The 20791-nt window shown below is 69.8% G+C and carries 19 protein-coding genes; 11 read left to right on the forward strand and 8 right to left on the reverse strand.

From position 1 onward, the window contains the following. Positions 1–168: 168 nt before the first annotated feature. Positions 169–1218, reverse strand: a complete 1050-nt coding sequence (locus tag ST3T6A_RS0103565) for a retropepsin-like aspartic protease family protein (protein WP_157602385.1) — start codon at positions 1216–1218, stop codon at positions 169–171. 143 nt (positions 1219–1361) lie between these two features. Here ST3T6A_RS0103565 and ST3T6A_RS0103570 point away from each other — a divergent pair, with 143 nt between their 5' ends. Next, the gene (locus tag ST3T6A_RS0103570) at positions 1362–2531 is read left to right on the forward strand and encodes a glycosidase (protein WP_019831521.1); all 1170 of its coding nucleotides are present in this window, start codon (positions 1362–1364) and stop codon (positions 2529–2531) included. On the opposite strand, the gene ST3T6A_RS0103575 is transcribed toward ST3T6A_RS0103570, so the two are convergent. Beyond that, complete coding sequence (locus ST3T6A_RS0103575) at positions 2528–4153, reverse strand: NAD(P)/FAD-dependent oxidoreductase (RefSeq protein WP_019831522.1); 1626 nt, start codon at positions 4151–4153, stop codon at positions 2528–2530. The two genes, ST3T6A_RS0103570 and ST3T6A_RS0103575, sit on opposite strands and share 4 nt — an antisense overlap. Before the next feature lie 196 nt (positions 4154–4349). Here ST3T6A_RS0103575 and ST3T6A_RS0103580 point away from each other — a divergent pair, with 196 nt between their 5' ends. From ST3T6A_RS0103580 to ST3T6A_RS0103610, 7 genes are read left to right on the forward strand one after another with little or no spacing between them, the layout of a single operon-like run. Continuing rightward, the gene (locus ST3T6A_RS0103580) at positions 4350–5900 is read left to right on the forward strand and encodes a methyl-accepting chemotaxis protein (RefSeq protein ID WP_019831523.1); all 1551 of its coding nucleotides are present in this window, start codon (positions 4350–4352) and stop codon (positions 5898–5900) included. Positions 5901–5906: 6 nt separating this feature from the next. Then, positions 5907–6329, forward strand: coding sequence for a chemotaxis protein CheW (locus tag ST3T6A_RS19195; RefSeq protein ID WP_019831524.1), 423 nt, complete (start codon positions 5907–5909; stop codon positions 6327–6329). Next, positions 6326–7534, forward strand: a complete 1209-nt coding sequence (locus tag ST3T6A_RS0103590) for a CheR family methyltransferase (protein ID WP_019831525.1) — start codon at positions 6326–6328, stop codon at positions 7532–7534. The genes ST3T6A_RS19195 and ST3T6A_RS0103590 overlap by 4 nt, the downstream gene beginning before the upstream one ends. After that, positions 7535–8200, forward strand: a complete 666-nt coding sequence (locus ST3T6A_RS0103595) for a chemotaxis protein CheW (RefSeq protein WP_019831526.1) — start codon at positions 7535–7537, stop codon at positions 8198–8200. It begins immediately after the preceding gene. Further along, positions 8197–10398: a hybrid sensor histidine kinase/response regulator gene (locus ST3T6A_RS0103600; protein ID WP_019831527.1), complete on the forward strand. Its 2202-nt coding sequence runs from the start codon at positions 8197–8199 to the stop codon at positions 10396–10398. Before ST3T6A_RS0103595 ends, ST3T6A_RS0103600 begins: the two co-directional genes overlap by 4 nt. Beyond that, a complete protein-coding gene (locus ST3T6A_RS0103605; protein ID WP_019831528.1) occupies positions 10395–11432 on the forward strand; it encodes a chemotaxis response regulator protein-glutamate methylesterase in 1038 nt (345 codons plus the stop codon). The genes ST3T6A_RS0103600 and ST3T6A_RS0103605 overlap by 4 nt, the downstream gene beginning before the upstream one ends. Further along, positions 11420–12439, forward strand: a complete 1020-nt coding sequence (locus tag ST3T6A_RS0103610; RefSeq protein ID WP_019831529.1) for a diguanylate cyclase domain-containing protein — start codon at positions 11420–11422, stop codon at positions 12437–12439. Before ST3T6A_RS0103605 ends, ST3T6A_RS0103610 begins: the two co-directional genes overlap by 13 nt. A gap of 38 nt (positions 12440–12477) precedes the next feature. Here the strand turns inward: ST3T6A_RS0103610 and ST3T6A_RS19200 are convergent, their stop codons facing one another. The 3 genes from ST3T6A_RS19200 to cobU form a co-directional block, all read right to left on the reverse strand. After that, on the reverse strand, positions 12478–12825 hold the full coding sequence (locus tag ST3T6A_RS19200) for a hypothetical protein (protein ID WP_019831530.1): 348 nt from the start codon (positions 12823–12825) through the stop codon (positions 12478–12480). Between the two features lie 11 nt (positions 12826–12836). Further along, positions 12837–14348 carry a L,D-transpeptidase family protein gene (locus ST3T6A_RS0103620; protein ID WP_019831531.1) on the reverse strand — a complete coding sequence of 504 codons (1512 nt, stop codon included), beginning with the start codon at positions 14346–14348 and terminating at the stop codon, positions 12837–12839. Between the two features lie 206 nt (positions 14349–14554). Beyond that, positions 14555–15070, reverse strand: a complete 516-nt coding sequence (gene cobU / locus ST3T6A_RS0103625; RefSeq protein ID WP_019831532.1) for a bifunctional adenosylcobinamide kinase/adenosylcobinamide-phosphate guanylyltransferase — start codon at positions 15068–15070, stop codon at positions 14555–14557. 81 nt (positions 15071–15151) lie between these two features. Between cobU and cobD the strand changes: the two genes are divergently transcribed. Genes cobD through ST3T6A_RS0103640 form a run of 3 tightly spaced genes read left to right on the forward strand, consistent with a single transcriptional unit; the run spans position 15152 to position 18577 of the window. Continuing rightward, complete coding sequence (cobD, locus tag ST3T6A_RS0103630) at positions 15152–16150, forward strand: threonine-phosphate decarboxylase CobD (RefSeq protein WP_019831533.1); 999 nt, start codon at positions 15152–15154, stop codon at positions 16148–16150. Continuing rightward, a complete protein-coding gene (cbiB, locus tag ST3T6A_RS0103635; RefSeq protein ID WP_019831534.1) occupies positions 16143–17081 on the forward strand; it encodes an adenosylcobinamide-phosphate synthase CbiB in 939 nt (312 codons plus the stop codon). Before cobD ends, cbiB begins: the two co-directional genes overlap by 8 nt. Further along, a complete protein-coding gene (locus tag ST3T6A_RS0103640; RefSeq protein WP_019831535.1) occupies positions 17069–18577 on the forward strand; it encodes a cobyric acid synthase in 1509 nt (502 codons plus the stop codon). Before cbiB ends, ST3T6A_RS0103640 begins: the two co-directional genes overlap by 13 nt. Here ST3T6A_RS0103640 and cobS read toward each other — a convergent pair. The 3 genes from cobS to cobT are packed head-to-tail and all read right to left on the reverse strand — an operon-like array spanning position 18509 to position 20786. Next, the gene (gene cobS, locus ST3T6A_RS0103645; RefSeq protein ID WP_019831536.1) at positions 18509–19207 is read right to left on the reverse strand and encodes an adenosylcobinamide-GDP ribazoletransferase; all 699 of its coding nucleotides are present in this window, start codon (positions 19205–19207) and stop codon (positions 18509–18511) included. The two genes, ST3T6A_RS0103640 and cobS, sit on opposite strands and share 69 nt — an antisense overlap. Then, positions 19204–19773 (reverse strand): histidine phosphatase family protein, encoded by a 570-nt coding sequence (locus tag ST3T6A_RS0103650; protein WP_019831537.1) that lies wholly within the window; start codon positions 19771–19773, stop codon positions 19204–19206. The genes cobS and ST3T6A_RS0103650 overlap by 4 nt, the downstream gene beginning before the upstream one ends. Beyond that, positions 19770–20786, reverse strand: coding sequence for a nicotinate-nucleotide--dimethylbenzimidazole phosphoribosyltransferase (gene cobT, locus ST3T6A_RS0103655; protein WP_019831538.1), 1017 nt, complete (start codon positions 20784–20786; stop codon positions 19770–19772). The genes ST3T6A_RS0103650 and cobT overlap by 4 nt, the downstream gene beginning before the upstream one ends. Between the last annotated feature and the right edge of the window lie 5 nt (positions 20787–20791).

The following is a 20791-nucleotide window of genomic DNA, read 5'->3' on the forward strand; positions in this document are numbered from 1 at the left end:
GGAAATATTCGCTAATGTGACGATCCCGGAAACCGGGTGCGCGCGTTCGGCCTCTTGAGATCGGCGGTCTGTTGTTCCCCCATGCCGGTCTCCTGTCCCTATCCCACAGCCCCGCCGGCGCCCCACCGCCGGCGGGGTCCCTTTTTTGGGGCGTTTCGGAGATGGCGGTTAGCGGAAGGCGACCTGGGCGGCGCGGGGCGTGATCGTCATCACGCCATTCTCGATGACGATGCGGCCGAGGCGGTTGATTTCGGTCTGGCCGAGCAGCGTGTAGGGAATGCCCTCCTGCCCGATCGCGGCGGTGAAGCTGCCGAGATTCTGCCCGGCGACCTCCATCGAGCGGAGCCGCGCGACGCTCAGCATCGTATAGCCGCCGATGCCCGCCATCGGCTCGGAACGGACGATGTTCTGGGCGGCACCGGTGGCGCGGGCATCGCGGGCGGAGAGGATGGTGTCCTGCGCGCCGGTATCGACGATCGCCTGGATCGCGACGCCGTTGATGCGGATCGGGGCGATGAAATGGCCCGTGCGCGGATCGCGATGGATGCTGAGCGGTTGCGCCGTGGCAGGCGTCAGCACGGCGAGACGGTAATCGGGCGCCGGGACGGCCTGCGCGGCCTGGATCGGCACGATCATGGGCGCCGAACGCAGCAGCACGGGCAAGGTGAAGGAGTCGAAATCGCCTGCGCGGATCGGCACATGCTGCGCGAGATCGACAGGCGCGGCCTCCGCAGGCCCGAAATCGGGGGCGGGAATGTCGAGTGCCGTCTGGAGAACGGGCTGCGCGTCCGTATCCGCCGCATCCTCCCCGTCGGGCGCGGAAGACAGGAGGCTGGCGAGCATCGGCCCGTCGACATGCGGGGGCTGGATCGGCTGTGCCGCCCGTGCGGGCGCATAGGCCATCTGCGGCCCCTGCGGCGTGTAGGCGAAGGCCGCGAGAGGTTCGAGCCGCGTCTCGACCGTGGTACGGATCGGGTTGCCGTCCTCGTCTTCCTCGGTCGTCTGGACGGTCACCACCTGAACGGGCTGGATGTCCTGCCGGCCGGCATAAGGGCGGTCGACCACCACGGGATGCCCATCGGCCGCGAAACTGATCGTGCGCATCACGCCGGGCGGGATGTCGGTCAGCGACGGATCGAGCGTGTGGACCTGCGCCATGGCCGGTGCGGCGGCCCCGGCAGAAAGCGTCAGCGCTAGGAGGGCGAGTTTGGGAGCCATGGTTTCCCTTCCAGCCCCGAGTCTAGACTGGCCGTCCCTAATCTCCGGTAAACGGCGCGGCTTTTGCCGGATCGGCTGCGCGGAGGCGGAACCGGGCAGCCTGCCGCTGCGTCTCCCGTTCGCCGAGCGTGAGGAGAGCCGCGATGTCGCATACCGCCGTCACCGGACAATCGGATGCCGCCCCGCGGCCTTCCTTCCCGGTCGACCGATTGGTGCTGGCGCCCGCCGACCTCGATCTCGCCCGCTCCCCCATGGCGGGGCATTTCGATGCCGAGACCTACGTGCTCGGCGCCTTCAATCCGGGTCTGACGCGCCTGCCCAACGGCAATTTGCTGATGATGGTGCGGATCGCCGAGGCGCTGCGCGAGCCGATCCGCAACGGACATATCCATGCGATCCGCTGGGAGGCGGGGCGCTATATCCTCGACGCCTGGCCGCTCGACATGGTCGACACGGCGGACCCGCGCAAATTCGCGATCCTCGGCGGCGGATGGCGGGTGGTGGCGCTGACCTCGCTCTCCTGGCTGCTGCCGGTCGAGTTCGATCCCGACGGGCTGCGGGTGGAGGCGATCCACTATGATCGCGCCGTCGCGCCGCAATATCCCTTCCAATGCTACGGTGTGGAGGACGCGCGGATCAGCCATGTCGAGGGACGCTGGCTGATGACGAGCTGCTCGGTCAGCCCCGAGCGCCATTCCACCACGCTCTACAGTTCGACCAATGGACTGGACTGGACGTTCGAGGACATCGTGCTCGATCACCAGAACAAGGACATGCTGATCTTCGAGGGCCGGATCGACGGTCGCTACTGGGCCCAGACGCGGCCGCTCGGCAGCCTCTATTTCGCCTATCCGCCGGGCAGCGAGTGGAAGGCCGGGCCCTCGATCAACCTCGCCACCTCACCTGACCTGCTGCACTGGAAACCCTGCCGCGAGCCCGGCATCCGCCCGCATTCGGGCACGGTGGCGACGGCGCGCATGGGCGGCGGCGCGCCGCCGATCCTCACCGATGAGGGCTGGCTCAGCCTGTGGCATGGGGTCGAGCCGCGCGAGATCGTCGGCGTCTATCGCACCTACTGGTCGCTGCTCGATCGCGACGATCCGAGCCGCATCCTCCATACCGGGAATGTTTCGCTGCTTGATCCGGCGCCCGATCTCACGGCGCCGATCAACGATCAGATGTACGTCCACGACGTGGTGTTCACGACCGGCGTCGTCGATGCCGGCGATCACTACATCGTGGCGTCCGGCGAGGCGGACCTCGCCTGCCGGATCACTCATATTCCCAAGGAGCTGTTCCGCCTGCCGCGTTAGGCGGCGACCCCCGTCAGGCTGAGCGCGACCGCCTCGGCCACCTTGATGCCGTCCACCGCTGCCGAGAGGATGCCGCCTGCATAGCCCGCGCCTTCGCCGGCAGGGTAGAGGCCTGCGAGGTTGAGGCTCTGCATGTCCTTGCCGCGCGTGATGCGGAGCGGGGAGGAGGTGCGCGTCTCGACGCCGGTCATCATCGCGTCGGGATGGTCGTAGTTCGCGATCTGGCGGCCGAAGACGGGCAGCGCCTCGCGGAAGGCCTCGACCACGAAATCGGGCAGGACGGTGGCAAGGTCGGTCGGCGTCACGCCGGGCTTGTAGGAGGGCTGCACCGCCCCGAACCCGGTGGATGGCCGGCCGGCGAGGAAATCCCCCACGCGCTGGCCGGGCGCGGCATAATTGGAGCCGCCTGCCACGAACGCCTTCTCCTCCAGCGCGCGCTGGAGATGGATGCCGGCGAGCGGATGGCCGGGGAAGTCGCGCTCGGGATCGATGCCGACGACGAAGCCCGAATTGGCGTTGAACTCGGCGCGCGAATATTGGCTCATGCCGTTGGTGACGACGCGGCCTTCCTCGGAGGTCGCCGCCACCACGCGCCCGCCGGGGCACATGCAGAAGCTGTAGACCGTCCGCCCGTTCTGGCAATGGTGCGACAGAGCATAAGCCGCCGCGCCCAGGATCGGATGCCCCGCGCATTCGCCGAAGCGGGCCCGGTCGATCCAGCTCTGCGGATGCTCGATCCGCACGCCGATCGAGAAGGGCTTGGCCTCGATATGGACGCCGCGCTCATGGAGCATCTCGAACGTGTCGCGCGCGCTGTGGCCGACGGCCAGCACGACATGATCGGCCTCCAGAGTGCTGCCGTCCTGGAAATGCAGGCCGCGAAGATGGCGCGAGCCGTCGGCGCGCGTCTCGATGTCGAGATCTTCGACGCGATGCTGCCAGCGATATTCGCCGCCGAGGCTCTGGATCGTCTCGCGCATGCTCTCGACCATCGTCACCAGCCGGAAGGTGCCGATATGCGGATGCGCCTCGGTGAGGATTTCCTCCGGTGCGCCGGCCTTCACGAACTCCTCCAGCACCTTGCGGCCGAGGAAGCGCGGGTCCTTGATCTGGCTGTAGAGCTTGCCGTCGGAGAAGGTGCCGGCGCCGCCCTCGCCGAACTGGACGTTGCTCTCCGGATTGAGCACGCCGCGGCGCCACAGGCCCCAGGTGTCCTTAGTCCGCTCGCGCACCACCTTGCCGCGATCGACGATGATCGGGCGGAAACCCATCTGGGCGAGGATCAGCCCCGCGAACAGGCCGCAGGGGCCGGCGCCGATCACCACCGGGCGCTTTTCCAGCGTCTCGGGCGCGCGGGCGACGAAGCGATAGGCGGTGTCGGGGGTGGGCTTCACATCCTTGTCCCCGGTGAAGCGGGCGAGGATCGAGGCCTCGTCCTTCACCGTCACGTCGACCGAATAGACCAGCAGGATCGCCGACTTGCGCCGCGCGTCGTTGGCGCGGCGGGCGACGGTGAAGTCGATCAGCGCATCCGGCTCGATGCCCAGCCGCTCCAGGATGGCGGCGCGCAGCGCCTCTGGCGGATGATCGAGGGGGAGCTTGAGTTCGGTAAGGCGGAGCATGGCGTGCCTTTAGCCGCAAGGCTTGCTTCGCGCCATCCGCCCGCGCGCAGGGGCCTCCGGCCGGGATCGTTAGCTTTCTGTTAGAGATAAATGGTTACAAAATCCGGGCGCTTGCGAAGTGCGCATCGATCAGGTGCCGGAAGCCCTTGTGCCAGAAGGCAAGCCGGCCGTGTCGCGGGGCTGGAGCCGCGTTTGTATGAAGAGTCTGACCATCCGCCTCCGTATCATGATGAGTTTCGGGCTCATCCTCGCCGTGATGATGACGGTTGGTGTCGCCGCCTGGTTGCGCCTCAGCAGCATCGAGCGGGAAGCCGCTCACGTTCAGGGCGATGCCATTCCGGGGCTCGTCGCCAACGAGGCGTTCAAGGACGCGCTGACCAGCGACTATATGCTGAGCGCGCGGAATACGGCGGGCGGCGATGCCCGCGCCAGCCATGACGCGCTGCGCGACACGCTCGGCCGCTTCGAGGCGACGGTCAATTCCGCCGATGAGCGCCAGCATTTCGACCAGCTCAAGCTGCGCTTCGACGATTATGTCCGGGCGCGGGACGGGGGCAGCGGCGGGCTCGACGCGGCCTTCGCCAACGTGCTCGCCGAGGCGCGCACCTTCACCGCCAGCGACAGCCGCTTCGGCTATGCCGCCGCCGAGCGGGTGAACCACGATCTCGCGCGGCTGGGCGCCGCGCTGATCGCCTGCGTGCTGATCGTGTTGCTGATCGCGCTGGTGAGCGGAACGCTGCTGATGCGCGCCATCATGGTGCCGCTCCGCCGCCTCGCCCCGATCATGGACGCGATGCGCAAGGGCGATTTCACCCAGCGTATGCCGATCGAGCGGCACGACGAGTTCGGCGATCTGGCCGACGGCTTCAACCGCATGGCCGACGACATGATGGAGCTGGTGGGGCAGGTGCAGAAGTCCGGCATCCGCGTCAGCACCTCGATGACCGAGATCGCAGCCACCGCCAAGCAGCAGCAGGCGACGGCCACCGAAGTCGCCGCCACCACCACCGAGATCGGCGCCACCAGCCGCGAGATTTCCGCGACCTCCAAGGAACTGGCGCGCACCATGAACGAGGTGACGTCGGTGGCTGAGCGCGCCGCCGACCTCGCCAGTAGCGGTCAGGCCGAGCTTTCCCACATGGAAGGCACGATGGCGCAGATCATGGACGCCGCTGCCTCGATCAACGCCAAGCTCGCCGTGCTCAACGAGAAGGCGGGCGGCATTAACCAGGTCGTCACCACCATCACCAAGGTGGCGGACCAGACCAATCTCCTGTCGCTCAACGCCGCGATCGAGGCGGAGAAGGCCGGCGAATATGGCCGTGGCTTCGCGGTCGTCTCGTCCGAGATCCGCCGCCTCGCGGACCAGACGGCGGTCGCCACCTACGACATCGAGCAGATGGTGACCGAGATTCAGGCGGCCGTCTCCGCCGGCGTGATGGGGATGGACAAGTTCGCCGAGGAGGTTCGCCGCGGGATGCACGATGTGCATGAGATTGGCGGCAAGCTCTCCGACGTGATCCAGCATGTCCAGACGCTGGCGCCACGCTTCGAGACGGTGAACGACGGCATGGAGGCGCAGGCTACCGGTGCCGAGCAGATCAGCGAAGCGCTCCAGCAATTGAGCGAGGCGACCCAGCAGACGGTGGAATCGCTCCGCCAGTCCAGCTCGGCGATCGACGATCTGAGCCAGGTGTCGGGCAATCTGCACGGCAGCATCTCGCGCTTCCGCCTCGCGACAGGCTGAGCGGCGATGCTGTTCGTTCTCTTCCAGATCGGCGAGGCAGGCTATGCGCTGGCGGCCTCGCAGGTGGCGGAGATACTGCCGATGACGGAACTACGCGCCGTGCGTGGCGCTCCGCCGGGAATGGCGGGCTCGCTGCGCTATCGCGGCGTGTTCATGCCGGTGGTCGATCTCTGCGTGCTGGAGCGGGGCGAGCCGGCGTGTGACCGGATGAGCACCCGGATCATCGTCACGCGCGTCGCCGATCGGGAGGGGGCCGAACGGCCGCTCGGCCTGATCGTCGAGAACGCCACCGACATCCTGCGCTGCGAGCCCGAGGCGTTCGCGCCCTTCGCGACGGGGCCGCGCGGACTGGTCGAGCGGGCCGACGTGGACGCGCTGGTGCCGGAACATCTGCGCTTCGCCCTGTTCGATGCGATGGCGGTGGGATGACGCTCGTCCGCTTCCAGACGCTGCTCAAGCAGGCGATGGGGCTCGACAGCGAGTCCGTCGGCATCTCCGCGATCGAGCGGGCGGTACAGGCGCGGCAACGGGCGTGCGGGATCGCGTCCGACGATGCCTATTACGCGCTTGCCACCGCGTCACGGGCCGAGCTTCAGCAGCTTGTCGAGGCGGTGGCGGTTCCCGAGACCTGGTTCTTCCGTGACAGGCAGGCCTTCGCGGCGATGGCGCGCTTCGCGGTCGAGCAATGGCTTCCTGCGCATCCCGAGGGCGTGCTCAGGCTGCTCAGCCTGCCCTGCTCGACGGGGGAGGAGCCCTATACGATGGCGATGGCGCTGCTCGACGCGGGCTTCCCGGCCGGGCGCTTCCGCATCGATGCCTTCGACATCAGCGAGAAGGTGCTCGGTCAGGCCCGCGAGGGCGTCTATGGCCGCAACTCGTTCCGGGGCGGCGATCTGGCGTTCCGCGATCGCTTCTTCGAGCCGGTGGGCAACGCGCATCGTCTGTCCGCCAGGGTGCGCGAGGGCGTCCATTTCGCGGCGGGCAACCTGATGGATCCGATGTTCGGGCAGGGCGCGGAATATGACGTGGTCTTCTGCCGCAACCTGCTGATTTATTTCGACGCCGCCGATCAGGCGCGCGCGGTGGCGACGCTCAGGCGGATGCTGGCGGCGGACGGCATGTTCTTCGTCGGCCATTCGGAATCGGGCATCCTTCTCGACAAGGGATTCGAATCCACCCGCATCCCGCTCGCCTTCGCGTTCCGCAAGGCAGGCACCGGAACGGCACGACCGCGCGCGCCCATGCCGCGTCCGCGTCCGGCTCCGGTCGCGGTTCGTCCGAGAGCGGCCGTGGCGCGCGCGGCGGCGATGCCCCGCCGGACAGTGGCGGAGCTGCCTGAAATCCAGCGTCTCGCCGATCAGGGGCGTCTCGCCGAGGCGGCGAGCGCGTGCGAGGCCTATCTCGGCTGGCATGGTCCTTCGGCGGACGCGCTCTACCTGCTCGGCGTCATCAGCGATGCGGCGGGCCAGCAGGCGCGCGCGGCGGATTGTTATCGCAAGGTTCTCTATCTCGACCCGCTTCATCATGAGGCGCTGGATCATCTGGCGCTGCTGCTTGAGCGGCGCGGCGATGTGGCGGGCGCGCGCCGGCTGAACGCGCGTACGGCCCGGCTGCAACAAAGCGAGGGCCGCTAAATGGATCAGGCGCTCCTTGCCGGACGCGAGGTCCACGACTGCTGGAACAGCATCGGCGTGCGCGGCGACAAGAGCTGCCCCGAACTTGCCCGCCACGCCCATTGCCGCAACTGCCCGGCCTATGCCGCCACCGCCGCGACCCTGCTCGACCGCGACCAGCGCGGGGCGATCGACGATGACTGGAAGCGCGACTTCGCCGCCGAGGCTCCGGCCGAGCAGCGCAAGACGCGCTCCGCCATTCTCGCGCGGATCGGCAAGGAATGGTTCGCGCTGCCGATCCTGCTGCTCGATCAGGTGACCGGGCATCGCCCCATCCACTCGCTGCCACACCGGCGGAGCCCCGCGTTGCTCGGCATGGCGAATGTGCGCGGGCAGCTCCTCCTCTGCGTGTCGCTCGCGCATGTGCTGGGGATCGCCGATGAGGCCGCGGGAGATGACCGGCGGCGGATGATCGTGATGCGCTGCGCGGGCGGACGGGTCGTCGTGCCGGTCGACGAGGTGCAGCACCATTGCCGCTTCCACGAAGGCGAGGTGCTGCCGACGCCCGTGACGGTCCGCAAGTCGCAGGCTGCCTATATGGTGGGCCTGCTCAGGGTCGCGCAGGGGATGGCGGCGCTGATCGACGGCGACCGGCTGGCCGAGGCGGTGGAGCAGAGCCTCGCATGACCGATCTCAGCCAGTTCTCGATGCGCGATCTGTTCGGCGTGGAGCTAGACAATCAGGCGCAGGTGCTCGTCGCCGGGCTTCTCGCGCTGGAGCAAGACCCGGCCCAGGCAGACCAGCTCGAAGCCTGCATGCGCGCCGCCCACTCGTTGAAGGGCGCCGCGCGGATCGTCGACATGGCGGCGGCCGTCACGCTGGCGCACGCGATGGAGGAGCTGTTCGTCGCCGCGCAGGCAGGGCGGCTGGTGCTCGAACGATCGCACATCGACAAGCTGTTGCAGGGTGTCGACCTGCTCAAGGCGATCGCATTGGAGGAGGATACCGGCGGCATCTGGCAGGTCCGCGCCGAGGCGTTCGTGACGGAGCTGGAAGGCGGCCTCGAACGGACGCCCGTCGCGCAGCCGGTCCGCCCGCCCGAGCCGCCGCCTGCGCCTGCCCGCATCGCCGAGGCCGCCGACCGGGCGCTGCGGGTGAGCGTCGACAGCCTTAACCAGTTGCTCGATCTCTCCGGCGAGGCGCTGGTCGAATCCCGCCGCCTCAAGCCGTTCGGGCAGGCGCTCCATCAGTTGAAGCGGCTCCAGCACGAGGCCGCCAAGGCCCTCGAAGCGCTGCGCGATGCCTTGCCCCGCGAGGCGATGACCGATGCGGTGGCGATGGCGCTCACCAACGCGCAGAACCGCATGGGCGCCTGCCGCCATGCGCTCGCCGACCGGATCGCGGAGGTGGAGGGCTGGGATCAGCAGTCGGGCGCGCTGGCGCACCGGCTCTACGATCAGGCGCTCAAGGTGCGGATGCGGCCCTTCGCCGACGGCGTGCAGGCGCTGCCGCGCATGGTCCGCGATGTGGCGCACAGCCTCGGCAAGGAGGTGCGGCTGGAGATCGAGGGCGAGGCGACGCAGGTCGATCGCGACATCCTCGAACGGCTCGACGCTCCGCTCGGCCATCTGCTGCGCAACGCCGTGGACCATGGCATCGAGAGCCCCGAGGAGCGGCGGCGGCTCGGCAAGCCCGAGGAAGGGCGCATCCGGCTGGAGGCCTATCACAGCGCGGGCACGCTTCAGGTCGTGCTGTCGGACGACGGCCACGGCGTCGATCCCGAGCAGATCCGGCAGGTAGTGCTGGCGCGGGGGCTCGCGCCCGTCGATGTCGCGGGGAAGCTCGGCGAGGCGGAGCTGTTCGAGTTCCTCTTCCTGCCCGGCTTCTCGATGAAGGAAAGCGTCAGCGAGATTTCGGGGCGCGGCGTCGGGCTGGATGCGGTGCAGGACATGATCCGGCAGGTCGGCGGGCGGGTGCGCGTCTCGTCCGAGATCGGCGGGGGGACGCGCTTCCAGTTGCAACTGCCGCTCACCCTTTCGGTGACGCGCGCACTGCTCGTCGAGATCGGCGGCGAGCCTTACGCCTTCCCCTTCGCGCGCATCCTCAGGACGCTGAAGGTGGCGCGGGCGGATATCTCGACGCTCGGCGGGCGGGAATATTTCAGCCTCGACGACCGGCAGATCGGCCTCGTCTCCGCGCATCAGGTGCTGGATTGCGGGCCGCCTCCGGCGACGGCGGACGAGCTTTCGGTCGTGATGCTGGGCGCGGGCCCGTCGGTGTACGGCCTCGTCGTCGACCGCTTCCTCGGCGGGCGCGAGCTGGTGGTGCAGCCGCTCGATCCGCGCCTCGGCAAGGTGAAGGACATCGCTGCCGGCGCGCTGATGGAGGATGGCTCCCCGCTGCTGATCGTCGATGTCGAGGACATGGTCCGCTCGATGGAGAAGCTGGCCGCCGCCGACCGGCTGAAGGGCGTCGAGCGCGATGCCGGCCCCTCGGCCGCCGGGCATCGGCGCCGCATCCTGATCGTCGACGACAGCTTCACGGTGCGCGAGCTTCAGCGGAAGGTGCTGGAGCAGCAGGGCTATGAGGTGGAGGTCGCGGTCGATGGCATGGACGGCTGGAACGTCGTGCGCACCGGCGGCTTCGATCTGGTCATCACCGATATCGACATGCCGCGCATGGACGGCATCGCGCTGGTCGGCCTGATCCGCCAGCACGCGAAGCTCGGCTCGCTGCCGGTGATGATCCTCTCCTACAAGGACCGCGAGGAGGACCGGCGGCGCGGGCTCGACGCGGGGGCCGACCATTATCTCACCAAGGGCAGCTTCCACAGCGACGGGCTGGTCCAAGCGGTCGCCGATCTCATCGGCGCGGCGACGGCATGAGGATCGCCATCGTCAACGACATGGTGACGGCGACGGAGGCGCTCCGGCGCATCGTGGCGACCGCGCCCGAGCATCGCGTCGTCTGGACGGCCGCCAACGGGGTGGAAGCCGTGCGGATGTGCGCCGCCGACCGGCCTGATCTGGTGCTGATGGACCTCATCATGCCCGAGATGGACGGTGTGGAGGCCACCCGCCGGATCATGGCCGAGACGCCGTGCCCGATCCTGATCGTCACCTCCAGCGTGGAGGATCAGGCCGCGCGCGTGTTTGCCGCCATGGGGCATGGCGCGCTCGATGCGATCGACACGCCGGCGCTCGGCTCGGCCGACCCGCAGCTGGCGGCGCGGTTGCTGCTGACCAAAATCCGCGCGCTCAACGGGCTTGCGGGCGGAGCCCGGCCGGCGGGCGCCAGCCAGAACGCGCCGCGCCGCCGCTCGGGCGCGCCGCTGATCGCCATCGGCGCCTCGGCCGGCGGGCCGGCGGCGCTGGCGACGATCCTCGAGAAGCTGCCCGGCGACTTTCCGGCCGCCATCGCCATCGTCCAGCATATCGACGAGCGCTTCGCCGCCGGCATGGCGGGCTGGCTCGGCATGCACAGCGCCGTCCCCGTCCGCATCGCGACCGAGGGGGCGGTTCCGCAGGCCGGCACGGCGCTGCTGGCGGGCACGAGCGATCACATGGTGGCGAAGGCCGGCGGGCGGCTCGGCTATACGCAGCAGCCTGCGGAGGCGATCTATCGCCCTTCGATCGACGTGTTCTTCGACAGCCTGTGCGCCCACTGGTCCGGCGAGATCGTGGGCGTGCTGCTGACGGGCATGGGATCGGACGGTGCGCGCGGCCTAAAGGCTTTGCGCGATGCCGGGCATCATACTATCGCGCAGGACCGCGCGACGAGCGCGGTCTACGGAATGCCAAAGGCGGCCGCGGCGCTGGCCGCCGCCGTCGAGATTCTGCCGCTGGACGGAATCCCGGCGGCGCTCGCCGGCATCTTCGCGCAGGGCCATCGAAAAGGAGGAAGCCGATGGACGTATTGACCGACGCCGAGGCGCGGTCGGTGCTCGGCTCGCTATCAAGGGAGCAGCCCATCATGGTGCTGCTCGTCGACGACCAGATCGTGGTGGGCGAGGCGATCCGCCGCGCGCTCATCGATCAGCCCGGCATTGAGTTCCACTATTGCTCCGATCCGCTCGACGCCTTGTCGGTGGCGAAGAAGGTGCGCCCGACGGTGATCCTCCAGGATCTGGTGATGCCGTCGGTCAACGGGCTCGATCTCGTGCGCGAATATCGCGGCGACCCGGTGACGGCGAACATCCCGGTGATCGTGCTCTCCACCAAGGAGGAGGCGACCGTGAAGCGCGATGCCTTCCGCATCGGCGCCAACGACTATCTGGTGAAGCTGCCCGACACGATCGAGCTGGTCGCGCGCATCCGCTATCACTCGCACGCCTATCAGATGCAGATCCAGCGCGACGAGGCCTATCGCGCGCTCCGCAAGAGCCAGCGGGAGTTGCTGGAGACCAACCTCCAGCTCCAGCGGCTCACCAATGTCGACGGGCTGACGGGGCTGAGCAGCCGCCGCTATTTCAACGACTATATGGAGATGCAGTGGCGCACCGCGCTGCGCGGGCAGTATCCGATCTCGCTGCTGATGATCGATATCGACCATTTCAAGCAGTATAACGATCATTACGGCCATCTGGCGGGGGACGAGGTGCTTCGTTCGGTCGCCGACGCGCTGCGCAGGAACTGCAAGCGCGCCACCGACGTGGCCGCGCGCTTCGGCGGCGAGGAGTTCGTCATCGCGCTGCCGCTGACGGGCGCCGCCGAGCTGGAACATCTGGCGAAGGGCTTTCCCGCCCTCATCGAGAAGCTGCGCATTCCCCATGCGGCGTCGACGGTCGCCCCGTGGGTGACGATCAGCGTCGGCGGAGCGAGCGCCGTCCCGGATCAGGAGAATTACTCAGGCCTGCTCGAGGCAGCCGACAAGGCGCTCTATCAGGCCAAGCGCGCCGGCAGGAACCAGGCCGCCGTCGGCGTGTGAAGCCTCGGCCGGGGACGGCAACCCGGCCGGTCAAGGAATCAATGCTCGACCAGATTGCCCCCGGCAGACGGGGCGGAGGCGTTGTCGCCGCGACTCGACACGCGCGACGTCATGCCCGTGGCTTCGGCATCCTCGCGCATCTGCTCGTCTTCCGAAAGATCGGCCGGGGCGGGAAGGACGACCTTGTTCTCCACTTTCGGCTGGGATGCGGGCTCCGGTGCGGGGGCGGGCGCCGCGGGAGGTTGCGCCGGCGTTTCGGGCAGCTCCATGGTCATGTTCTGCGGGGTCTGCTCCGGAGCCTTGTGGCAACCGGGCAGCAGCAGCGTCACGGCGGCCAGCGCCACCAGCGGCAGGGGAAGGGCGGCGCGGGGGGTGATCTTGCTCATATCCATTCCCTTCATCGGCCGGAGGCCAGCACCGGCGCGCGATTGGCGCGCGCCTCGATCCGGCTGGCCAGGACCGAATCCCAACCATAAGGATCGTCGCGGAAGCTCATCTTGCCGTCCGCGCTGCCGAAGGCCGTCCAGTAGAGCAGATAGACCGCGATCCGCTCGGGAAGGCGGGCGCGCACCGTGTCGCCCTTGGCCAGCGTCGCGTCGATCGCGTCCGGCGTCCAGTCGGTCGAATCCTTGAGCACCAGCTTCGCCAGTTCCAGCGGATGCGCCAGCCGCACGCAGCCATGGCTGGCGAGGCGGCTGTACCGGTCGAATGTCCCCTGCGTCGGCGTGTCGTGGAGATAGACGCCGTAGGGATTGTCGAAATCGAACTTGATCCGGCCGAGCGCGCTCTGCTTGCCGGCGCGCTGCTGGAGGCGCTTGCCGCCGTCGGGCGTCGAGATCACGCGGAAGTCGTGCTTCCTGAAGTAGCCCGGATGCGCCCGCTCCTTGGGCCACAACTCCCGGGTGGCGATCGAGGTGGGGACGTTCCATGGCGGATTGAGCACGACGCTATGCACTTCGGACTGGAGCATCGGCGTCTCGTCGCCCGGCCGGCCCGTGACGGCCCGCATCGACAGCACCGGGCTGTCCGCCTCGAACACGGTGAGCACGGCGGCGGCGATGTTCACCTGGATACGGTGCGTCGGCAGCTCCGGCGGCAGCCAGCGCCAGCGCTCCATATTGGCCACGATCTGGCGGACCCGCTCATGCGCGGGCACATTGAGCGCCGCTGTCGTCCCCGCATTGAGCGTGCCGGTGGGCTCCAGCCCGTAGCGCCGCTGCGCGCGGCGGACGGCCTCGACCATCGCGGTGTCGTAACGGGCCGGCCCTTGCGTCGAGACATCCTTGTCCTCGACGGCGAGGCGCTTGCGCAGCGCTTCCACCCGGTCGCCGGTCGCGCCCAGCGTCAGCACGGGACCGGACTCGAGCGTGCGCCAGCCGCCGGCCGCGTCGATCTTGCGATAGGCCACGAGGCCCTTCTTCAGGGTGTCATAGCCGGTATAGGGCGGCGGCAGCGCGGCGATCCACTGGGCGAGCTGATCCTGCTGCACGGCCGTGGTGAAGCCCGGCCACGGATCATAGGCGGCGGGCCGCAACCCCCAGTCCTTCAGGAAGTCCGACGGGTCGAGCCGGCCGCTGTGGAGCGCCTTGGCATAGTCCATCGCCGCCTGAACCAGTGCGTCGGTATCGTCGGCGCTGGCCGTCGCGGTGTCGACACCGGCCGTCTGCGGGGCGATGCCGTTCGCCTTGGCATCGTCCAGCATCGTGCGGAGCTGGTCCTTCTGCGCGTCGGTGAGCTGCGGGACGATGTGCGGCGCTGCCGGTGGCTCGGGCAGCGGCTGGGCGACCGGCGGCTGCGCGAACGTGGGGGGCAGCAGCGGCGTGGGGGGTGGCGCCGGGGTCTGCGTCTGGCCCGACGTCGCGGACAGGAGGGCGATCCCGAGGGTTGCGGGAAAAATCCGGCGGTGCATCGTGTCAGACACGGGACAAGCAGACTCCAGCACGGGAGAGAAACTCCCCTCCCGTTCCCCACAATGCGGATGGAGCGGGCGGAAGCAATGCGAAAGATGCATCCGCGTCCATTCGAGGCGGTGGAACGAGGGGTGCCGAGCCGTTCCTCCGCGCCGATGAACGGCGGCTCTCACCCGGCCGATCCGCCGGTCGTCTCGCGATGCCGTCAGCCCTTGAGCCGGAGCGGGAGGCCGGCGGCAACGAACACGGCCTCCGCGACGACCCCGGCGACCGCCTGATTGATCCGCCCTGCGACGTCGCGGAAGCGGCGTGCCAGCGCGTTCTCCGGCACGATGCCGAGGCCAACCTCGTTGGAGACGAGGATCAGCGGCCCCCGCGCGGAGCGGATCGCCCCGGCGAGCCGCTCCGTCTCCGCTTCGATGTCATGCCCGCCCAGCATCAGATTGGAGGCCCACAGCGTCAGGCAGTCGACCAGCACGACCTGCCCCGGCCGCGCTTCGGCGGCGATGGCTTCGGCAAGCGCCAGCGGGGCCTCCACCGTCCGCCAGCGCGGGCCGCGATCGGCCCGGTGGCGATCGATCCGCTCGGCCATTTCGGTGTCGAAGGCCTGCCCCGTGGCGACATAGACCAGCGCGCCATCCTCGGCCTCCGCACGCATCTGCGCGAAGCGGCTCTTGCCCGAACGCGCGCCGCCCAGCACCAGAAGCGTCGAAGTCGTCATGCCCGATCCTTGTCATCGGGCTTGCGGCCCGGCCCGCTTTGGCGATTAGAGCAGGGCACGGGCGACGGAAAGGGAGCGGGTTTGGACGGTTGGCGCATTCATGGGGGGCGGCTGGCGGCAGCGCGCGCGGGCTGGCCCGATGCGCCGGAGCCGTGGCTCGACCTTTCGACCGGCATCAATCCGCACGCATGGCCGGTCGAGCGCGCCGGGCCGATCGACTGGACGCGCCTGCCCGACGAGGAAGCGCTGGCCGGGCTGGAGGCCGTTGCGGCGCGCTGCTTCGGTGTGGCGGCGGAGCGGGTCTGTGCGTTGCCGGGGAGCGAGATGGGGCTGCGCCTGCTGGGCGTGCTTGGCCTGCCGGAGCCGATGCGACATCAATCGCCGGGCTATCGCACCCACGCGGAGGCGTTCGGGGCGAGCGCCCCTGTCGCCGCCACCGATCTGGTGGCCGAGGCCGCGCGCGGCGGCACGATCCTGCTCGCCAACCCCTCCAACCCCGACGGCCGGCTCCACTCGCCGCTGGCGCTCGCCGCCTTGTCCGACCGGCTGGCGGCGGCGGGAGGGCGGCTGATCGTCGACGAGGCCTTCGCCGATGCCGTCCCCGATGCGAGCCTTCTGCCGCTGACCGAGGCGGGCGGGGCGCAGGGAGCGATCGTGCTGCGCTCTTTCGGGAAGATGTATGGGCTTGCCGGCGTGCGGCTTGGCTTCATGGTGGCCGCGCCGGAGTGGCTGGCGGCCGTGCGGCGGCGGCTGGGGAGCTGGCCGGTGTCGGCGGCGGCCATCGCCATCGGGACGGCGGCTTATCGTGACGAAGCGTGGCTGGCCGATATGCGTGACCGCCTGCCACGGCGGTGCGAGCGGCTCGACACGGTGCTGCGCCGCCATGGGCTGGACCCTCAGGGGGCATGTCCGCTGTTCCGGCTCGTGCGGACGCCGGATGCGGGCGCGCTGTTCGAGCGGCTGGCGCGGCAGGGCATCCTGACCCGGCCGTTCGATTATGCGCCCGATTGGCTCCGCATCGGCCTGCCGGGGAGCGAGGAGGCGCTCGCGCGGCTCGACGGGGCGCTGGCGCATGGCTGAGCCCGTGGCCCTCGCAGCGCTGGCGATCGAGGCGGTCGTCGGCTGGCCGGATGCGCTCTACCGGCGGATCGGCCACCCGGTCGGGCTGTTCGCGCGGGTGATCGATGCGGCCGAGAGGCACTGGAACAAGCCCGGCTGGCCGGAAGCGGCACGGCGTGTTGCGGGCATCGTGCTGGTCCTGCTGCTGCTCGGCCTGGTCGGCGGCGGGGCGTGGCTGATCGAACGCGAGGTGCGGGCCTTGTGCGGCCGCTGGGCATGGCCGGCGCTCGCGTTGCTCGCGGTGCCGGGGCTGGCCCAGCGGAGCCTCAGCGATCATGTCGCGCCCGTCGCCCGCGCCTTGGGGAAGGGTGATGTCGCGGGCGCGCGGCTGGCCGTCTCGCGGATCGTCGGGCGGAATACGGCAAGCCTCGGCCCCGCCGGCATTGCCCGCGCCGCGATCGAGAGCCTCGCCGAGAGCTTCTGCGATGGTGTGGCCGCGCCGCTCTTCTGGCTGCTCATTGGTGGGTTGCCGGGGATCTGGGCGTACAAGGCGCTCAACACCGCCGACAGCCTGATCGGCCATCGCGAGCCGCGCTGGCGCGCCTTCGGCTGGGCGGCGGCGCGGGCGGACGATGTGGCGAACTGGATACCGGCGCGGATCGCGGGGTTGCTGATCTGCCTCGGCGCGGCGCGGGGTTTCGGGACGATGTGGCGGGACTGCCGCCGCCACGCCTCGCCCAACGCCGGCTGGCCCGAGGCGGCCATGGCGGGCGTGCTCGGCATCCGGCTGGCGGGGCCCGTCGCCTATGACGGCGTGACGCACGTGAAGCCTTGGATCGGCGAGGGGCGGAGCGAGGCCACCGCCGCCGATATCACCCAGGCGCTCGGCCTCTATCGCCGCGCTTGCCTGTTGCTGTGGCTGATCGCGGGAGGCGTGGCATGGGCGCTCTGATGGTGCAGGGCACGGGGTCGGATGTCGGCAAGTCGGTGCTGGTGGCGGGGCTGTGCCGGGCGTTCGCCAACCGGGGGCTTCGCGTCCGGCCGTTCAAGCCGCAGAACATGTCGAACAATGCCGCCGTCGCCGCCGACGGCGGCGAGATCGGCCGCGCGCAGGCGACGCAGGCCATCGCTTGCCGGGTCGAGCCGACGACCGACATGAACCCCGTGCTGCTGAAACCGCAGGCGGATCGTACCTCGCAGTTGATCGTCCATGGCAAGGTACGTGGGGTTCTGGGTTCGGGCAATTTCCGCGCGGCGCGAGGAGCGCTGCTGGGCGATGTGTTAGCGAGTTACCGGCGGCTCCGGGCGGAATGCGATATCGTGGTGGTGGAAGGTGCGGGGTCGCCCGCCGAGATCAACCTGCGCGGCGGCGACATCGCCAACATGGGCTTCGCGCGGGCGGCAGGCGTGCCCGTGATGCTGGTGGGCGATATCGACCGGGGTGGCGTGATCGCGGCCATCGCGGGGACGCGCGCGGTGATCGACCCGGAGGATGCCGCGATGATCCGGGGCTTCCTCATCAACAAGTTCCGCGGCGATCCGGTGCTGTTCGAGGATGGCTATCGCGCGATCGAGCGGCTGGCCGGCTGGCGGGGTTTCGGGGTGGTGCCGTGGCTCGGCGATGCGGTCCGGCTGCCGAGCGAGGATGCGGTCGTGCTGGAGCGCGGCGCGCGGCGGAGCGCGGGCAAGCTGCTCGTCGCCTGCCCGATCCTGCCACGAATCTCCAACTTCGACGATCTCGATCCGCTGCGGCTGGAGCCCGATGTCGAACTGGTGATGGTGCCTCCCGGCCAGCCGATCCCGGCGGAGGCAGCGCTGGTGGTGCTGGCGGGCTCCAAGGCGACGATCGCCGATCTCGCGGCGCTTCGGGCTGAGGGTTGGGACATCGATATCCGCGCGCATAACCGGCGTGGGGGTGCGGTGCTAGGGCTGTGCGGCGGCTATCAGATGCTCGGTAGACGGATCGCCGATCCGCTCGGCATCGAGGGGCCGGCGGGTTCGGTTGAGGGGCTGGGGCTGCTCAATGTCGAGACGGTGCTGGCCGGCGACAAGACCCTCCGGCAGGTGGAGGGCGAGGCCTTGGACGCACGCTTCACAGGCTATGAGATGCACATGGGCGAGACCTCCGGGCCGGATACGGCACGGCCGCTCGCACGCTTCAACGATGGGCGCGCGGACGGTGCGATTAGTGCGGACGGGTTGGTCGTGGGAAGCTACGTCCATGGCCTGCTCGCGGAGGCGGCTCAGCGGGCGGCGTGGCTCAAGCGGATCGGCGGCGAGGGGAACGGGGCGGACTATCGCGCCTCGGTCGACGCCGCGCTCGATGCCATCGCCGCGACGCTGGAGCAGCATTGCGACATCGATGCGTTGCTGAAGCTCTCAGAGGAGGCAGGCGAGGAGCAGCCCGGTCTCGATCAGCTCGATCCCGGCGCCGTGCCCGTCGCCTGAAATCCCGCCGATCTTCCGCCGGAGCCATAGCGCCCAGAGTGGCACCAGCATGAGCGCCGCGAGCAGCCCCGGCGCCACCCAGGCGACGGCGAGCAGGAGCGCTCCCCAGGCGATCAGATGCGGCATCCCGACCGCCCCGGCGAACTTCGCCCCGAGCCCCGCATGGAGCGGAGGCAGCCAGCGCGCCCAGACAAGCGGCCCGATCCGCGCCGCGAAGGGGATGAGGGTCAGCGCCGGCCAGTTCCCCCCGAGCGCATGGAGCAGCACCAGCTTGGCGAGGAGCTGAACCCCGATCGCCACCACGCCGAAACTGCCGACATGCGGATCGGCCATCACCGCGAGCAGCCGGTCACGATTCCCGTGCGCGGCGCCGCATCCGTCGGCGAGGTCGGAGAGACCGTCGAGGTGGAGCGCCCCCGTCACCATCACCCACGCCGCCAGCGCGGCCATCGCGCCCACCCACGGATCGATGTGGGCGCCGAGCCATTCCGCGCCCGCCACGATCGCGCCGATCAGCAGGCCGACCGCCGGGAACCAGCGGATCGAGGCGGCGAAATCCTCGGCGTCGCTTTCCACGCGCGGCGTCGGCAGGCGGGTGAGGAACTGGATCGCGACGAGGAAGCGCTTCACGGACGCAGTGCCACGATCTGCGCGGAGGGCGGATCACTCGGCCAGACCCGGAGCGTCAGCAGCGCCGCATAGGGCAGGTCGATGACCCATGTCGCGCGCTGGTCCATCCCGCAGAGCAGCGCCAGCGCCGCGCGCATCGCGCCGCCGTGCGTGATGACCAGCACTGGCCCTTCGGGGAGCGCCGCCAGCGCCTCGTCCACGCGCGCGACGAGGGTGGACCAGCGTTCGCCTCCGGGAGGCGGGTTGGTATCAGGATCGCTCCAGAAGCGGCCGAGCGCGTCGGCGTCGATCATGGTGGGGGCGAGGCCATCCCATTCGCCGAAGTCCAGCTCCCGCCAGCGCGGATCGACCGACACCGGCTGTCCCAGCACCGCCTCTGCGGCTCCGGCGCAGGCACGGGCGCGCTGCAGGTTGGAGGAAACGACCGCGCCCACCTCCAGCCCCTCCACCTGATCGGCGCAGGAGGCGATGCCCGCCGCCGTCGCCGCCACATCGGTGCGGCCGAGCAGGCGTCCGGCACCCTCCGGCTCGCCATGGCGCATCAGGTGGAGCAGGCGCGGCGTCATGCGCTGGTCGAGACTCCGGCCTCGGCGAAGGTTGCCATGTCGTTGTGTGCGGCCAGCGCCGCGCGGATCAGGTTTACCGCCACCGCGGCACCGCTGCCTTCGCCCAGCCGCATGTCGAGCCTGAGCAGCGGCGACAGCCCCAGCTCGGCGAGCAGCCTCGCATGGCCGGGCTCGGCCGACTGATGACCCGCGATGCAATGCGCGGTGATCGCCGGATGATGGCGCGCGAGCGGGGCGAGGGCCGAGCAGCTGATGAACCCGTCCAGCACCACGGGGATGCGCTTGTGCCGCGCGGCGATCACCGCGCCGGCGATCGCCGCGATCTCGCGCCCGCCCAGCCGGCGGAGGATCTCGAAGGCGCTGGTCGCGGCCTCCAGATGCGTGGCGATGCCGGCGGTCACCACGGCGGCCTTGCGTGCGAGGCCATGGCGATCGACCCCGGTGCCGGGGCCGACCCACTCGTCCGCCTCCCCGCCGAAGCTGCAGGCGGAGAGCGCGGCGGCGGCGGTGCTGTTGCCGATGCCCATCTCGCCGACGACGATCAGGTCGAGCCCATCCTCGACCGCCGCCGCGCCGGCCGACAATGCGTCGAGGCATTCGGCGACGCTCATCGCCGGTTCTTCGGTGAAGTCAGCGGTCGGTCGGTCGAGATCGAGCGCGATGACCTTGAGGTGCAGCCCCGCCGCACGAGCGAGCGCGTTGATGGCGGCGCCGCCCGCCTCGAAGTTCGCGACCATCTGCCGCGTCACGTCCGCCGGATAGGCGCTGACACCGAGCGAGGTGACGCCGTGATTGCCCGCGAACACCAGCACTCGCCCGTGATCGATATGCGGCCGGGAACACCCCTGCCAGCTCGCGAGGAAGCAGGCGATGTCCTCCAGCCGGCCGAGCGAGCCTGGCGGCTTGGTCAGCTCCGCCTGCCGTGCGCGGGCGGCGGCCAGCGCGGCGGGGTCATGCTCGGGCAGACTAGCCAGCGCCAGCTCGAACGCGGGGATGGAAGCAAAGCCGTTCACGGGAC

It is taken from the genome of Sphingomonas sp. PR090111-T3T-6A (assembly GCF_000383095.1).
GTDB lineage: Bacteria > Pseudomonadota > Alphaproteobacteria > Sphingomonadales > Sphingomonadaceae > Solisphingomonas.

Excerpts from the sequence above, each read along its gene's own strand:
- ST3T6A_RS0103565 (WP_157602385.1), bottom strand. The coding sequence starts at position 1,218 with ATGGCTCCCAAACTCGCCCTCCTAGCGCTGACGCTTTCTGCCGGGGCC.
- ST3T6A_RS0103570 (WP_019831521.1), top strand. The coding sequence starts at position 1,362 with ATGTCGCATACCGCCGTCACCGGACAATCGGATGCCGCCCCGCGGCCT.
- ST3T6A_RS0103575 (WP_019831522.1), bottom strand. The coding sequence starts at position 4,153 with ATGCTCCGCCTTACCGAACTCAAGCTCCCCCTCGATCATCCGCCAGAG.
- ST3T6A_RS0103580 (WP_019831523.1), top strand. The coding sequence starts at position 4,350 with ATGAAGAGTCTGACCATCCGCCTCCGTATCATGATGAGTTTCGGGCTC.
- ST3T6A_RS19195 (WP_019831524.1), top strand. The coding sequence starts at position 5,907 with ATGCTGTTCGTTCTCTTCCAGATCGGCGAGGCAGGCTATGCGCTGGCG.
- ST3T6A_RS0103590 (WP_019831525.1), top strand. The coding sequence starts at position 6,326 with ATGACGCTCGTCCGCTTCCAGACGCTGCTCAAGCAGGCGATGGGGCTC.
- ST3T6A_RS0103595 (WP_019831526.1), top strand. The coding sequence starts at position 7,535 with ATGGATCAGGCGCTCCTTGCCGGACGCGAGGTCCACGACTGCTGGAAC.
- ST3T6A_RS0103600 (WP_019831527.1), top strand. The coding sequence starts at position 8,197 with ATGACCGATCTCAGCCAGTTCTCGATGCGCGATCTGTTCGGCGTGGAG.
- ST3T6A_RS0103605 (WP_019831528.1), top strand. The coding sequence starts at position 10,395 with ATGAGGATCGCCATCGTCAACGACATGGTGACGGCGACGGAGGCGCTC.
- ST3T6A_RS0103610 (WP_019831529.1), top strand. The coding sequence starts at position 11,420 with ATGGACGTATTGACCGACGCCGAGGCGCGGTCGGTGCTCGGCTCGCTA.
- ST3T6A_RS19200 (WP_019831530.1), bottom strand. The coding sequence starts at position 12,825 with ATGAGCAAGATCACCCCCCGCGCCGCCCTTCCCCTGCCGCTGGTGGCG.
- ST3T6A_RS0103620 (WP_019831531.1), bottom strand. The coding sequence starts at position 14,348 with ATGCACCGCCGGATTTTTCCCGCAACCCTCGGGATCGCCCTCCTGTCC.
- cobU (WP_019831532.1), bottom strand. The coding sequence starts at position 15,070 with ATGACGACTTCGACGCTTCTGGTGCTGGGCGGCGCGCGTTCGGGCAAG.
- cbiB (WP_019831534.1), top strand. The coding sequence starts at position 16,143 with ATGGCTGAGCCCGTGGCCCTCGCAGCGCTGGCGATCGAGGCGGTCGTC.
- ST3T6A_RS0103640 (WP_019831535.1), top strand. The coding sequence starts at position 17,069 with ATGGGCGCTCTGATGGTGCAGGGCACGGGGTCGGATGTCGGCAAGTCG.
- ST3T6A_RS0103650 (WP_019831537.1), bottom strand. The coding sequence starts at position 19,773 with ATGACGCCGCGCCTGCTCCACCTGATGCGCCATGGCGAGCCGGAGGGT.